At 60.8% G+C, this 14,795-nt stretch carries 12 protein-coding genes and 3 pseudogenes; 7 read left to right on the top strand and 8 right to left on the bottom strand.

The genetic code is table 11. The features are described from left to right. The first annotated feature begins 30 nt into the window (after positions 1-30). The 4 genes from BG60_RS29825 to BG60_RS29810 are packed head-to-tail and all read left to right on the top strand — an operon-like array spanning position 31 to position 7,671. Complete coding sequence (locus tag BG60_RS29825; protein ID WP_034473695.1) at positions 31-1,422, top strand: TolC family protein; 1,392 nt, start codon at positions 31-33, stop codon at positions 1,420-1,422. Then, positions 1,419-2,483: an efflux RND transporter periplasmic adaptor subunit gene (locus BG60_RS29820; RefSeq protein ID WP_008345308.1), complete on the top strand. Its 1,065-nt coding sequence runs from the start codon at positions 1,419-1,421 to the stop codon at positions 2,481-2,483. The genes BG60_RS29825 and BG60_RS29820 overlap by 4 nt, the downstream gene beginning before the upstream one ends. Positions 2,484-2,525: 42 nt before the next feature. Next, positions 2,526-5,639: an efflux RND transporter permease subunit gene (locus BG60_RS29815; protein WP_033536598.1), complete on the top strand. Its 3,114-nt coding sequence runs from the start codon at positions 2,526-2,528 to the stop codon at positions 5,637-5,639. 13 nt (positions 5,640-5,652) lie between these two features. Then, entirely contained in the window at positions 5,653-7,671 is a 2,019-nt protein-coding gene (locus BG60_RS29810; RefSeq protein ID WP_008345306.1) for an LssY C-terminal domain-containing protein, read from the top strand. 118 nt (positions 7,672-7,789) lie between these two features. Here BG60_RS29810 and BG60_RS40220 read toward each other — a convergent pair. Continuing rightward, positions 7,790-8,157, bottom strand: a pseudogene (locus BG60_RS40220) (DUF1259 domain-containing protein); the annotation flags it as partial. 184 nt (positions 8,158-8,341) lie between these two features. On the opposite strand from BG60_RS40220, the gene BG60_RS37300 reads away from it, so the two are divergent. Further along, a complete protein-coding gene (locus tag BG60_RS37300) occupies positions 8,342-8,539 on the top strand; it encodes a hypothetical protein (RefSeq protein ID WP_033536599.1) in 198 nt (65 codons plus the stop codon). Here the strand turns inward: BG60_RS37300 and BG60_RS29795 are convergent. From BG60_RS29795 to BG60_RS29785, 4 genes and pseudogenes are all read right to left on the bottom strand, one after another. Further along, positions 8,503-8,996 (bottom strand): annotated as a pseudogene (locus BG60_RS29795) (peptide-methionine (S)-S-oxide reductase); the annotation flags it as partial. The gene BG60_RS37300 and the pseudogene BG60_RS29795 overlap by 37 nt on opposite strands. 8 nt (positions 8,997-9,004) lie before the next feature. Further along, positions 9,005-9,338 (bottom strand): annotated as a pseudogene (locus tag BG60_RS37295) (thioredoxin domain-containing protein); the annotation flags it as partial. Between the two features lie 251 nt (positions 9,339-9,589). Next, on the bottom strand, positions 9,590-10,171 hold the full coding sequence (locus tag BG60_RS29790; RefSeq protein WP_008345301.1) for a PIN domain-containing protein: 582 nt from the start codon (positions 10,169-10,171) through the stop codon (positions 9,590-9,592). Beyond that, positions 10,171-10,641 (bottom strand): excisionase family DNA-binding protein, encoded by a 471-nt coding sequence (locus tag BG60_RS29785; protein WP_008345300.1) that lies wholly within the window; start codon positions 10,639-10,641, stop codon positions 10,171-10,173. Before BG60_RS29785 ends, BG60_RS29790 begins: the two co-directional genes overlap by 1 nt. Positions 10,642-11,418: 777 nt before the next feature. Between BG60_RS29785 and BG60_RS29775 the strand changes: the two genes are divergently transcribed. Next, entirely contained in the window at positions 11,419-12,090 is a 672-nt protein-coding gene (locus BG60_RS29775; protein ID WP_033535955.1) for an XRE family transcriptional regulator, read from the top strand. Continuing rightward, positions 12,083-12,817, top strand: a complete 735-nt coding sequence (locus BG60_RS29770; protein WP_033535948.1) for an RES family NAD+ phosphorylase — start codon at positions 12,083-12,085, stop codon at positions 12,815-12,817. Before BG60_RS29775 ends, BG60_RS29770 begins: the two co-directional genes overlap by 8 nt. A gap of 266 nt (positions 12,818-13,083) precedes the next feature. Here the strand turns inward: BG60_RS29770 and BG60_RS29765 are convergent, their stop codons facing one another. The 3 genes from BG60_RS29765 to BG60_RS29755 all read right to left on the bottom strand — a co-directional run bounded on the left by BG60_RS29765 (position 13,084) and on the right by BG60_RS29755 (position 14,773). Next, positions 13,084-13,362, bottom strand: coding sequence for an HU family DNA-binding protein (locus BG60_RS29765; RefSeq protein ID WP_008345297.1), 279 nt, complete (start codon positions 13,360-13,362; stop codon positions 13,084-13,086). A gap of 61 nt (positions 13,363-13,423) precedes the next feature. Beyond that, a complete protein-coding gene (relB, locus tag BG60_RS29760; protein WP_326929436.1) occupies positions 13,424-13,774 on the bottom strand; it encodes a type II toxin-antitoxin system RelB family antitoxin in 351 nt (116 codons plus the stop codon). 708 nt (positions 13,775-14,482) lie between these two features. Continuing rightward, positions 14,483-14,773: an Arc family DNA-binding protein gene (locus tag BG60_RS29755; protein ID WP_008345295.1), complete on the bottom strand. Its 291-nt coding sequence runs from the start codon at positions 14,771-14,773 to the stop codon at positions 14,483-14,485. Positions 14,774-14,795: the final 22 nt, after the last annotated feature.

The following is a 14,795-nucleotide window of genomic DNA, read 5'->3' as shown; positions in this document are numbered from 1 at the left end:
CCGGCGGCCGGGAGACCCTTGGATGCCGGAATGCGCCGCGCGATACTGATTGTCCTTACCTTACTCACCGGTTGTGCGTCCTACCACGCACGGCCGATCGCGCCTGATCAACTGGCCCAACAGTTTGAGCAGCGCTCACTCGCGAGCGAGGACTTGCGCGCGTTTCTCACGAAGGCACTCGGTCACGACGTCCAGCCATGGCCGATCGCCCGATGGGACGAACGGACGCTGACACTCGCAGCGTGGTACTACAGTCCCGCGCTCGATGTCGCACGCGCTCAATGGGGCACCGCGAAAGCCGGCATTCAGGTTGCCGACGCGATGCCGAACCCGGTCCTTCAGTTGCCGTTCCAGTTCGCCACGCCCAATCCTGGTCCGGGCGCGCCCTTCATCTGGGGCCCTGCCCTTGATATTCCAATCGAGACGGCGGGCAAGCGCGGCTACCGTGTCGATCAGGCGTCGCATCTGTCGGACGCCGCACGCCTTTCAATAGGCAACGAAGCATGGAGAGTTCGCGGACAAGTTCGGGATGCGCTACTCGCCCTGTACGCCGCGCGCGAGCGCGGTGTAGATCTGTCGCGCAAGGCAGAAGCACTGCAGCAGGTCGTTCGGATGGTCAGCAAGCGCCGATCAGTCGGCGAAAACTCAGGACCGGACGTCGACGCGGCCGTTCTCGCATCAACACAGGCGCGGGCTGATCTGGCTGCGGCCCAAAGCGCGCAGCAGGATGCGCTTGCGCAACTGGCGTCGGCGATCGGTGTGCCGGTGGCCGCGCTCGACGGCGCCCAGTTCAGCCTCGACGAGTTCGGTACGGCACCGTCAGCGCCGCCTGCCGCTGACGCGCAACGCGACGCTATTTTCCATCGTGCTGATCTGCTTGCCTCGCTGGCCGAATACGCGGCGGCCGAGTCGGCGCTTCAGCTCGAAGTGGCCAAACAGTATCCCGATATCCATCTCGGACCCGGCTATACATACGACACCGGTACGCACAAAATCGGCTTCGGACTTGCGGGCATCACGCTTCCCATCTTCGACCAGAACCAGGGGAACATCGCGCAGGCCGAGGCGAAGCGCAACGAAGCCGCGGCACGCACGGCGGCCTTGCAGGATTCGATTCTCGGTGATTTGGATCGTGCCCTCGCCCACTATCGGGCGAGCGTTGACGCCGTGCAGCTCTCTGCACGCCATCTCACCACCGCACGGCGTCAGCTGGACAGTCAGCTGGCAGGTTTCGCCGCCGGCAACATCGATCGTCTGACGCTCACGCAGGCCAAGGCCGACTTCGAGGCAAACGAAATGACGCACCTGGATGCCGTCGTCGCTGCCCAAAAGGCGGCCGGTGTGCTCGAGGATGCCATGCAGCGCCCCCTTGAGCCCGAGGCAGCGAACGAATCACTGACCCAACAGGAGCCACGGCGATGAGATACCGGCTGCTCTTCTTTTGTGCCATCACGCTCGCGCTGGCCGCCGGCGCGTGCTGGTACATCTATCAAAACCTTTACCCCAAACCAACGTCCACAATCACGACCGCACAAGCAGCGCCCCAGGCAGGTGTTCAGACGGTCAATGGCGAAACAGTGGTAGCCGTCAGCCAGGCGATCCAGCAAGCAAGCCACATCGAGGTTGCCCCGCTCGCCCTCGTTACCAAGCAGCCTGACGCCAACGCCTGGGCGACGGTCGTCGATCTTCAACCGCTCTTCGATCTGCATAACCGGCTGGCCGCCGCACGCGCCGATCTCGATACGCTCACCGCTCAGGCCGGTAATTCCCATACGCAGTATGAGCGCAGCAATGTGCTGTACGAGGATGATCGCAACGTCTCACAGAAGAGCCTTCAGGACGCGCGAGCAGGGATGCAGGCGGATCAGGCGAAGCTGCAATCGGCCACCGCGGCAGTCGGCGGGCTGGAAGCCACGCTGCGCCAGCAGTTCGGTGATGCGCTCGCTCGAGCGTCGATCGCGCCAACATCCGACCTGTTTCAACGGTTGCTGTCCGGCCGCACGGCGGTGTTGCGTGTGACGCTGCCCGCGGGGCTCCAGAGTAACGCGCCAGCGCGCATCACGGTGGACGCTCCCGACGGCGAGCATGTCACCGCGACGAAGCTGTCGGCGTCGCCGCTGGCCGATCCGTCGATACAAGGCAGTCCCTGGTTTTACGCAGCGGATCGAGCGTTGCCTGTCGGCACCCGCACCAGCGCGCATGTGCCAATGCCGGCGCCGGCCTCACAGAGGCTCGTCGTTCCCGAGTCGGCCGTCGTTTGGTACGGCGGACAGCCGTGGGCTTACGTGCAGACGGCACCCGATCATTTCACGCGCCGCTATGTCTCCGCCGGCGACGAGGGCGATCAGGGCTTTCTCGTGTATTCCGGCTTTCATACCGGGGACCGCGTCGTCACGCAAGGCGCCCAGTTGCTGCTTTCCGAGGAACTGAAGCCTCAAGGGATCGCGACGGCCTGCAAGGATCCGCCCGAATGCGATGACTGACCCGTTGTTTCGCCCGGTAGAAACGAATCCAACAGACCGCTCATGCTCAACGCAATCATCCGGTTCTCGCTGCGCTTTCGCGGCGTGATCTATGCGCTGGCCCTCATCACGGCCGGCTACGGTCTTTACTCGCTCACCCGCGCGAAGCTCGATGTGTTTCCCGAGTTCGCTCCGCCGATGAGTATCGTCCAGGCCGAAGCGCCGGGCCTCACCAGCGAGCAAGTCGAGACACTCGTGACACAGCCTGTCGAGAACGCCCTGGGCGGCATGGTCGGGCTGCAATCGATGCGCTCCAAGTCGATGCAGGGCCTGTCTGCCATCACGCTGGTCTTCGATGAACATGCGAACGTGATGCAGATCCGCCAGTTGGTATCCGAGCGGGTGAGCGCGCTGGCGGCAAGCCTGCCGGCTGGCGTCTTACCGCCGAAGCTGCTGCCGCTCACCACCACGACCAGTGTCGTGCGCACGATCGGCCTGACCTCGCAGAAGCATTCCCTGCTGGAGCTGTACGACATCGCGCAGTGGACGATCAGACCGCAGTTGCTCAGCGTGCCCGGCGTGGCGGACGCCATCGTCTTCGGCGGACAAACCCGTCAGCTCCAGATCCAGGTCGATCCCGGAAAGCTATTGCGCTATGGCCTCACGATGCAGGACGTGTTGGCTGCGGCGCGCGTATCCACCGGGGTGCGCGGCGCGGGGTTTATCGAGAACGACAACCAGCGCATCGCCATCAACGCGGACGGCCAGGTCACGACACCCGACAAGCTTGCCGCTATCGTGCTGCGCTGGAGCAACGGCGCCGCCGTTCGACTCGGCGATGTCGCGACGGTGACGTGGGCGCCCGCCCCCGCTGTGGGCGCGGCCTCGATCATGGGTCAGCCTGGCGTGATGCTGGTCCTGGAGAGTCAGTACGGCACCAACACGCTCGCCGTCACGAAGGGCATCGAGAAAACACTATCGAGCCTGCAGCCGGTGCTCGAAAAACAGGGTGTCGATGTCAATGCAGACGTGTTCCGCCCGGCCAACTTTATCGATGCGTCGGTCAGTCACCTGCGTATGGCGTTGATCGTCGGCGCGGTGCTGGTCATTGTCGTGCTGTTCCTGTTTCTGCTGAACGCACGCACTGCCGTCATCTCAGCTGTGGCGATACCGCTTTCGCTGCTCGTTGCGATCATCGTGCTGACGTCGCTGGGCGTGAGCCTGAACACGATGACGCTCGGCGGCCTTGCCATCGCACTCGGCGAGGTGGTCGACGACTCGATCATCGATGTCGAGAACATCTACCGCAGGCTACGGGAAAACCGCAGCCTGCCCAAGCCGCTGCCCGCGTTTCGCGTGGTGCTGCGCGCGTCGCTCGAAGTCCGCAGCGCCGTGGTGTTCGCCACCTTCATCGTGATGCTGATCTTTCTGCCCGTGCTGACGCTTTCGGGCGTCGCTGGCAAGCTGTTTGCGCCACTCGGCGTCGCCTATATCCTCGCCGTGCTCGCTTCGCTTTGCGTGGCGCTGACGCTTACCCCCGCGATGGCACTCGCCCTGCTCGTGCGCGGCCCGTTGCCGGAACACGAACCACGGATGATCGCCCGCCTGAAGGCTCGCTACGTCGCACTGTTGCTGAAAGTCGAGCAACGGGTGAAGACAGTAGTCATCGTCGTCACACTGACGTGCGTGGCGGCACTGGTGTCGGTGCCGTTCATGAGCGGCAACTTCATTCCTGAGTTGCGCGAGGGACATTACATCGTGCACATGGGCCTGGCTCCCGGCACGTCACTCGCGGAGTCGATGCGCATTGGCACGCAGGTTTCCCACGCCCTCATGCAGGTGCCCGGCGTGCGGCTTGTCGCGCAGCGGGCGGGCCGCGCCAACGAGGTCGTTGACCCGGTCGGTGTTCAGCTCTCCGAGTTCGAGGTCGATCTCAAGCCGATGAGCGCGTCCGCTCAGAGCTGGGCGCTGTATCGCATCCAGCAGGCGCTCGCGCGTTTCCCCGGGCTCACCACCTCTGTGAACACGTTTCTGGTCGAGCGCATCGACGAGACCATTTCAGGCGTGACCGCGCCGGTCGTCGTCAACGTATTCGGCGACAACCTCGATGTGATTGATCGCAAGGCGCAGGAGATCGCCCACGTGCTTGGATCAATCCGTGGCGCCGCAAGCGTGCGGGTGGAATCGCCCCCCGGCATTCCCGAACTCGATGTCAGGCTCAAGCTCGACCAGTTGAACCGTTGGGGTTTCAGGCCAGTGGAAGTGCTCGATGCGATCCAGTCCGCCTATCAGGGCGCCACCGTTTCACAGATCTATCAGGGTAGCCGCACGTACGACGTCGTGGCGGTGCTCTCGCCTCGCGAACGCGCTACGCTCAATGGCGTCGGCGCGTTGATGCTGCGCAACCCGGACGGGCTTGCCGTGCCGCTGCACGATCTTGCGTCCATTCGCCAGATCTCTGGCCGCTATCAGATCACCCGCGATGGCGGACGGCGCATGCAGACAGTGTCGGTCGGTCTCGGGAGCCGCCCGGTCAGCGACTTCGTTAGGGAAGCCAAGGCACGTGTGAACCATGAGATCAACATGCCCCCGGGGACTTACGCAGTATTCGCCGGCGAAAGCGAGGCGCGCGCGCAGTCGCAGCATGACCTGCTGGTGTACGGCGCGATGTCGCTCATCGGCATCGCGCTGCTGCTTTTCCTTGCACTCAGGAACAGCCGCGGCGTGCTATTGGTCTTGGTCAACCTGCCTTTTGCGCTCGTGGGTGGGGTGCTGGGCGTGGTGCTCGCGGGCGCAAACCTGTCGCTTGGCAGCATGGTGGGCTTTGTCACGCTGTTTGGCATTTCATTGCGCAACTCGATCATGCTGATCAGCCACTACGAGCACCTTGTTCATGTGGATAAACTGCCGTGGAACGCTGACACGGCCGTGCGCGGCGCGGCGGAGCGGCTCGTGCCGATCCTGATGACCGCGCTCGTGACCGCGCTGGCCCTGCTGCCGCTTGCAGTGACGAGCGGCGCGGCCGGCAATGAGATCGAGGGGCCGATGGCGATCGTGATCCTGGGCGGGCTCATCACCTCCACGGCGCTGAACCTGATCGTGCTGCCGACGCTGGCATTGCGTTACGGCCGCTTCGCGCGGGATGCCTTGACCGAACCCGGCCCTGCAGCTGCCTGATCGGAGAGCGGCCATGTCCATCCACGCATTGCTCTTGTCGTTCGGTGAACGTCCGCATCTGGTGCTCGCCGTGGTGTTCGCTGCGGCATGCACGGAGTCGATTGCAGCGATAGGGACGTTCGTGCCGGCCGGGGTCGTGATGTTCGCCGCGGGCGCGCTGATCGGCGCCGGCGCGGTGGACGGCTGGCTCACGATCGGCGTGGCTACGCTGGGCGCCATCGCCGGGGACGGCCTGAGCTACGAACTGGGGCGGCGTTATCACACCCAGGTCGGCGCCTGGTCGCGATCGCACGGCCATGAGGCCGCCTGGTTACGCGGCGAACAGTTCGTCGCGCGGCACGGTGGCAAGAGCATCGTGTTCGCCCGATTCTTCGCTCCGGTGCGGGCGATCGTGCCGTTGGTGGTAGGCACGGCCCGGATGGCTCGCGCGAAGTTCTATCCGATCAATGTGGTCTCGGCGCTCGCCTGGGCGCCCACGCATATCGCCCCGGGCATCCTGTTCGGCGCATCCGCGTCCCTGGCCGAAGCCGTGAGCGCGCGCCTAGCCGCGATCTTCGTTATTTTGGCTCTGCTTCTCTGGCTCATCGTGCGTCTCGTCAGGCTGATGGTCGAGCGAGGCCTTCCGATGACAAAACGCGTCGCGGCGCGAGTGACGCGGCACTGGGCCCGCCGCCTTCCGTGGTTGGGAACACAGTTGCGGAAGATCGTCGATCTCGATTCGCCCGAGTTCCCCACGTTGGCGGCGCTGGTGCTGCTTTTTATCGGAAGCGTGTGGCTCTTTGGCGGTGTGCTGCAGGACGTAGTCGCCAATGATCCACTGATGCGGGCCGACACAGCGCTCTACGCTTTCCTGCAGTCACTCCACATCGCGCCGATCGACTCGCTGATGACCGGTCTGTCCGCGTTGAATGACCGCTCGGTGGTCTACGCAGTTTCAGCTGTCGTGCTTGTTTGGCTGATATGGAAGCGAAGCTGGAAGTCCGCGGTTTGGTGGATTGTCGTGGTTGGCGTGGGGGTCGTGCTGTCGCCGTTTCTCGGGTTCAATTTCAAGTCCACGCGGCCTGTCGACTGGATTCCCGGTACCCCTCACACCCCGCTGCCCGACGGCCGCGCAGCGTTCAGTCTGCTGATCTTTGCCTTCGCCGGCTGGCTGTTATGCCGCCAGCAAACCTTGCGCTGGCGTGCAGGCGTCGCCACGGCGGTTGCGCTATGGATCGTCATAGGCTCCATAGCCGATCTCTATCTCGGCCGGGCCTGGCTTTCCGGACTTCTCGGCGGCTGGGCGCTCGGGCTCGCGTGGCTTTCACTGTTTGCCGGCACCTACACCTCCTGGCATGTGGACGACGATGTGTCTCCCAAGGCGATGGCGCTGCTGATCACCGGAACGCTCGCGGTTGCCGGAGCGGGGTATATTTCCGGCCACACGCAACCCGTTAAGGCGAGTGGTTCACCGATCGCGCGGCTTGCCCTGAGTTTGTCCATCGGGCAATGGCTCGACAATGGTTGGCAACTACTGCCGGCACGGCGCATGGAAATCGGCGGTGATGAGGAAGAACCGTTACCGCTACAGTGGGCGGCAAGCAATGATGCAATCATCAGCGCACTAAAGCAGGCCGGCTGGCAGCCCGCTGTCGCCTGGACGGCGCGCTCGGCACTCGGCTGGTTGCTGTCACAGCCACAAGTCGACCGGTTGCCGGTGCTGCCCAAATACTCGGCGGGCGAACCCTCGCAGCTTGCTCTCGTGCGGACCGATCCCGACTCATCGCGCAGCCGTCTGGTGCTACGCCTTTGGCGTTCACACTTCATCATTCGCGACGCAAGTGACCGCGCGCCGCTGTGGTACGGTGCTCTGTATCGGGAGACTCTTTATCGCCCGGCGCACGTAGTCACGATCGAGGAAACAAAAAATGTAGTAGATCCATCGATCATCATCGCGTTGCTCGGTCTTCGGCGGCAGACTGTCATGCGCTCGACCACTGTCGATCGGGTGGTCCGTGACGTTGTACTTGTCCCACCCGAGTCCACGCGATGATGCGGGCGATCAGGGAATCGGGACTATTCGCTGAGGCCGGCGTCAACAACCGATGAACTGTTTGCTTTTATTGAGTAAATTTGATGCCTTCCACGGCCTGACAGACGGGCCGGTTGACTTCGAGCAGCTCGGAGCTGATGCTGCCCGGATTGGCGATCAGACTGGGAAAGACGCTTTCGGGACCAGCGTGCGCGGATCGGACCTCCGCGATTCGGTCGTAGACCCTTCTGACGCCCTGTGCGAGCTTGGTGGCGTCGCCGTGACCGCCGATATGCATGAAGAACACCTTTGGCTGATCAAAAAGAAGTGTTTGTGAAATGCGGTCACTTGGAGGCCGGCATCGAGTGCAGCGCTCATCACCGGATTGACTTCGTCCTGGAATAAGGCGGTGTCACCCATCATCATGCTAGCCATGAATTTTCACGTCATTCCGCGGTTGGAGACCTTGAACACGCCCTCGTGTTTGGAATAGGTCCCTTCCAGGCCGGCAAACAGCAACTATTTGATTTGATGGGTAATATTTTTGGGGCCGGACTGCAAAGTCCCGCCACGCCGAGAGCGTTCTAACCCGGAAATTGCACGGAAATCAAGGGCACCCTTAGACGCCTTCTTCGCGCGCCATGCGAATCGTTTCGAGTGGCATCGTCCGCGCGCGGGCACGATCGGTTTCGTGCGGTTGAAGCGCGAAAGCGCCGAGCGGTTCTGCGCAGAACTGCTCGAACGCACGGGCGTGCTGCTCTTGCCCTCGACGCTGGTCGATCACGGCGACGAGCATGTGCGCCTCGGCTTCGGCAGGCGCAACATGCCCGAGGTGCTCGCGATCGTCGATGCCTATTTGGATGCGACCGTCACGAGCACCTCGTCCTGACGATAGGCGTCCGGATACATCTGCTTCAGGTTCGCCACTTTCGGCAGATCGTTGATCGCGATATAAGGGCTTTCCGGATGCTCCGTCAGATAGTTCTGGTGATAGCGTTCGGCCGGACAGAAGCCCTTGTAGTCTTCGATCTTCGTGACGATCTTGCCGCCATACACATGCGCCTTGTCGAGCTGCGCAATATACGCATTGGCGATTTCGCGCTGCGCTGCGTTCGTCGGGAATACGGCCGAGCGATATTGCGTGCCGTGATCGGGGCCTTGATAGTTCAGTTACGTCGGATTGTGCGCGACCGAAAAGAAGATCTGCAGCAGCTTGCCGGACGACACCTGCGCATCCGCACCGATTCCGCATGACCGGTATCGCCTTCGCTCAAGCGATCGATCTGCGCCGTGCCGGCCGCGCCGCCCCGATAGCGCGACAGCGCTTCCTTAATGCCGCGAAGGTGCCATGCGTCGCGCGCATCGCCATCGCAGCCGCGGCGCTGTGGCCTTCGTCGGCAAGCAGTTGCTGAATCACCTGCTCGGAGTTTGCATAATGGCCGTCGGCGAAGTGGTGATAGCGGATATCGCCCTTGGCGTCGATGAAATAATGCGCCGGCCAGCAAACTGTTTGACGCGCGCCATATCGCGAACTTGTTGTCGATCGTAACGGGATAGTCGATACCGAGATCAGGAACCGCCTTTTTCACGATATCGACGTTGCGCTCGGATGCAAACTCCGGTGCAAGCACGCCTATGACGACAAGCCCCTGGTCGCGATACTTCTGCGCCCACGTCTTCACATACGGCCGGCTCCATGCTCGCGCGCATCATCGCGGGTCCGGTGTTATCGCGAAGTATCGCGCAACGCAGGAGGCAGGTTTCGGAAAATCGTCATGTCAAACAGCGGTTGACCCGAAGGAACACATTTCCACCGCAACCATCAATTGACATAAGCAACATTGCCACACATTCGTACGTAATGCGAAATGTTAAATCCGAGGCGAATGCTTCGGATATTTACGGAGGAGCAGCGGTCTCTGCACGAGCGCCGCAGGGTCTAGATCAGCTCGCCAGCTTCACGAATTCTCTGAGCGGTCATCGGCAGCTCATTTTGTTCGAGCACTGTCGCGAATTCGTCCACTGAACTTTGTGGTCGTTTGCGTCGAGCACGCATTCGTTTGAATGATGAGATCGCGACTAGCGGCTCAAGATCCCATTGGTTCACGATGAATCGATCGGGGTGTACGATTTCAATTCCGTACGGCGCTACAGCGCTTTGAGGGAAATCGCGGACATTAGCGGTGACGATGCAATTCGCATGACCGGCTAGGGCGGCCGCTAGAACATGCCTGTCGTTGGCGTCGGGGAGATTGAGACTTTCGACCAGCGGAGACCACGCTTCATCAAGCACTTGCCAATCGGGTACGGCGTCGCGCATTGCGTCGCGTCGTACCCACAGCCTGTCCTTCAAGTCCGGGCGCCGTTGTACAAGCGCCAGCATCCATTCTTCTTCGATCTTGCTCGACCATTTCGCGCTGAAAAGCCCAGCGGTCGCCAGACTCAGCAGCGCATCTGTCTGGGCGATGGAGTAGAGTACACAAGCGTCAAGTATGGCTGTGTAGCGCGCATTCCCCGCCATCAGTAATCCAGGCCGAGATCACGTGCGTTGTCTGCCATACGGTCCAATGCAGATTCTTGCCGCTCGCGTATTTGATTGGCGTAGGCCATCAGATCTCCGAAAGCAACTCGCCGATGGGTCCCGACCATCCGATGCGGGAGTCTTCCCGCTTCGATTTCTTTAATCACGAAAGGCCGTGAAACGTTGAGGAAGTGCGCTGCTTCGACGGTCGTGAACTCTTTCTGGCTTGGCACGACCGAGATCGCACGGCCTTCGCTCATTGCGCCCAGAAGCTGACCAATTAGCTTGAGCGCCGCTGGAGGTACGTCGATAGACGGATGTTCGCCCGTGTCGGTCGTCAATGTAATCGTGGCCGCACGCGAGTGATCGAGCGCTTCCATAATGCAACGCTGCGCAACCCGCGCCATTTCGAGATCATGCTGGCTCATCGGAGGTGGAGACACCTCGCGAATTCGATTCATCGTCGTCATGGGACGCCCCTGTCTGATTTTCTTAACCAGAATACTCGATAAGTGCAATAAGTGCAACACGTGCAATATCTGTCGCTTCTACTCGATACGGCCGGGCCGGTACAGATCCGGGTTCCGGACACGCAGCGCAATGAGTCTGTCAAGGGACCGTCGTCGTCAGTGCAACGAGCGTGCGACAACTTGCCCCGATTTTGAGCTAGCGTCTGCCGCGGCGTTGTAAACGATTTGAGCGCGCAGGTCTCCACCATGGTCGACGAAGCGGCGACAGTAATGACGAGGACTGACGGCGGCGATGTCTGAAGGCGACTGGTAAAAACTCCGATCACGGCAGAACGATACGTGATTCGATCGTCGATATCTGCATGAAGCTTCAGACGTTCCCGGCACGGGGCGTCGCACGCGATGATCTGCTGCCCAGACTTCGCGTCACTCATTTCAGCAAGCGAGCCATCATCGCGTATACGCTGGACGCGGAGGTTGTCTCGATCGTTGGTGTCATGTCTTCTACGACGGCCAAAATTACGAAGCGGCGCTCACTCCTGATGAGGACCAATGAAGCAGCTTGGCCGGCGACTGACGGCTGCCGCAGCCTATCGCGAACTTAACATAAATTGTATGATCAACATTTCGTGAATCGCTTAATACATGATGCTATTCAGCGATATGACGGCCTCCCGCGCGGCACAAGCGCTTCGCCGGTTACATCGTCGGTGACGCACGAGATTATTTCGGATATTATTGATACTGATACTCGATATAATCCATCAGGGGCCTGCCATGCCTGCTCTTCATGAACCGACCGAACTTGCCCCCTTGGTAGGCACCCCACAGGAGGTGCGAACGCGGCTCGAGCAATACAAGGCTGAACAGGTCATCGTCGTGCCTCTGGCTCATGCGGGTATTCAGCAGGCTGTGCTGCTAGCTCAAGCGCTATCCACGGTCGTCTCGTTCATTGGCGAGACTCTAAGCGAGCAGAATGAGCAGACGCTCAGGGCCTTGGTCAATGCCATCGTACCCAAGGCGCCTCCGACACCGAACTTGCTGAAAGAAGCAGCAATGCTCGCGCGTTCGCGCAAAGCCGTGCTGGAAGGAGCGGACTGGCTGACCGCGGCCAGGGTCGCCGAATTCGCTGGTTTGAGCGCAACCAATCCCAGCACCCAGCCCAACAAGTGGAAGCGCGAGCGCCGAATCTTCGCGATTCACCACAACGGCATCGACTACTTTCCGGGTTACGGGCTCGATCCCGAGGCCGGATGGCGACCGCGTAAAGCTCTCAAACTCGTTTTGGATGTCTTCGGCGACAAGAAGGATAGTTGGGGGCTAGCCTACTGGTTCCTCTCGGCCAACAGCTTCTTGGGCGGCCGACGCCCTCAGGATGTACTTGCGGTCGAACCAGAGCAAGTTGTCGCCGCTGCCCAGGACGAAGTGGAAGGCGTCTTGCATGGCTAAACCCCGCACGCCTTCGTCAGCGGCAGGTACGGCCGCGCCTTCGGGCGATGGTGACGCTAGCAAGATCCGGTCGAATTCAACGTCGTCGCCGACCCCGGCGCCGCCGGCGACGCTTCATATTACGCCATGGACTCTAACAAGCAAGCAGGTGCTGCACCGCGTGCACTCCGATCAGTACCAAGCTGGCGAGTTCAATCCGGGAAAGAAAGGCAATGCGCGTTTCAGTCCAATCCGCGATAACAAAGGCAACGCAATTCCTACCATCTACGCGGCGATCACGTTCGACGCAGCCGCCATGGAATCGGTGTTCCACGACGTCTCCCACGCGCCTGGCTATAAGAACTACGCCAAGGACAAGCTCGAAGGACAAGTGCATTCCCAGGTACAGGTCCAGCGCGACCTAAAGCTTGCCGACCTCAGCAGCGTCGCGCTACGCAAACTCGGCGTGCAGCGCAAGCAGTTGATCGACACAGAGAAGAACGAATACCCGAACACGCGTCTGTGGGCTGAAGCCATTCATGCAAAACACGAAGACATCCAAGGGCTCTCCTGGATTTCGCGCCAGGACGACACGGCGCGCGCCGTGGTGCTGTTTGGTGATCGCGTTCCGCAGGGGACGCTGCAGCAGGTCGGCAGCCCACGAAATCTATTAAGAGACGAGCAGGCTTACGCGGAACTGCTGGACCTTGCAGACCGCATCGGCGTTGACGTAACGCCAGGAAAGTAGAGCCGACGTCGCAGCAGCCGCAAGATCTGTCTATGCCCTCTCCTAACCGAAACATCATAAGGCGAAAGCCGCCGCGCGGCACCATCGCACGCTATGGCGATCGCATCGCCGAAGTTTTGGGTGAAGCACGAGGTCAACGCGTGATGATCAGATCGAGATCGATTCATCCGGATGGCTCGCAGCGCCTGAGCGCTGTCAAGCCCACCAGTCTGCAACCGCTTGGCGGCCAACTTTTCTGAGTGGCTCGATAACAACCGCGCGCCAGGTCACGACCGGTTGACCGCATCCTTAAAAGCTTTGCCGGCCGTGAATTTCACGGTCTTCGCCGCAGCAATCTCTATCGCTTCGCCTGTTGCAGGATTACGACCCGTTCGTGCGGCGCGCTCTCCACGGCCAAACGTGCCGAACCCTACAAGCTGAACCGCGCCTCCTGCCGCTACCTCCTTCGAGATCGTCTCCAACACAGCTCCGATTGCCTCTTCCGCTGCGCTCTTGCTGACCCCAACTTCGGATGCGACTGCATCAACCAATTCTTGTTTGTTCATCCCTTCTCCCATTTCTATTGCTCACTACTCATCGCTGCAGGCTGCGGCAACGAAACCGCATTTACGTTGATCCGGTATCGGCCGCTTCCAGGTCGAATAAATCTGAAGTCGTACCGTACTCCCCAACCAAGTCCGACAGTTCGCCATTCCGAACTTTGGCCAGCGTCTCGGGTGACAGCCAAATGTCTTCCATCGCGTCAAGCCCCTGCTCGATCATTCGCTGCAAGAAAAACGACTGTTTGCGTCCCGTTACCTCCGCCAGCACTCGGAGGCGCTGCTCGATTACTGGGTCGATGCGAACCGCAACGACTCGCAACTTGTTCTCCGCCGACCTTCTTCTCATTCCATTTCCCTCGTACTGTCGATGCCGGTCCGTCGACTCGCCGGATCCTGCACCTGCCAGATAGCGCATGCAGACATTCTCCCCGCACGATATTTCTGTTTCGCCGCGTTGCTAGCGGCTGCAGCACGGGCCGGACACAGCAACAGTACTGGGGTCAACGATATGCCGCGACGCCGCGGTGGCCGCGCGACAGACCGCGGTGCCTTCACTTGAAGCGAAGCGATCTTCGCGCGACTCGAGCGCCGTAAGCTCGCCTTGCAGAACGGAGCCGCATTTTGTGAAGTGCGTCGCCTCGCTGCCCCTGCGGCGACTCCTGCTCGATGAACGGGGCGAGTCTTCTTGCGAAGGTTGCCGTTCGCAGCAGACTCATGCAGCCAGTCCAGCCAATGAAGCTCAAGTGCCTGTACGCGCTCCTTAGGATCGGACACAACGCCTTGCCGGTCGAAATCGCGGCTCATCACCAATTCAGCAAGTAATCGAAGATCGCTCTCCGTCTGGTAGTCCCGTTTCCCTCCGCATTTTCGGTGGCACCGTCAAGCCCTTGCACGTGCTGGCAATCACGCGGTAGAACTAATACGTCGTCCTCTTCAAGTGCGCGTATGACACTCCTCGGCCTGATCTGCGATCAACATCAGCACCATTTTCGAATAGTTCCACATATGCCGTCGGGGGCCGGTTGCGCGGCAGCCGTTTAAATGCACAGCAACGACACAAATTCTTACAAAGTAAGTGGCACTACATTACGAACAATTTCGAGGTTTTGTCTGATCATAGGCACTATTGAGGTGCGTCATCGGTGCCGCCTTTGTTATTCATGATGTCGACCATCCGTTGCGCAAACATCGTGATCTCGGCTGGCGTCATGAGATCTGCCAGGGACATTCGGGAAATAGTGAGGTGCAAGGTCGATACATCGGTGCCAGCGCCTACCGAGAGCTGAGGAAACGTTGATTCAAGACGGGCTACGAGTTCGGCGTTCAGCGGGCGGCGGTTTTTCTCCGCCGCCGCTTTCAGCTCCTCGTAGAGCGGCCAAGGTAAGCGATATTGAGAGCGGTGGGTATCTTCCATAGTTAAATTTGACACTACCCAG

This window comes from Caballeronia zhejiangensis (assembly GCF_000698575.1).
Classification (GTDB): Bacteria; Pseudomonadota; Gammaproteobacteria; order Burkholderiales; family Burkholderiaceae; genus Caballeronia; species Caballeronia zhejiangensis.
The sequence above is the reverse complement of the archived record's forward strand: the minus strand, read 5'-3'. Positions and strand labels throughout refer to the sequence as shown.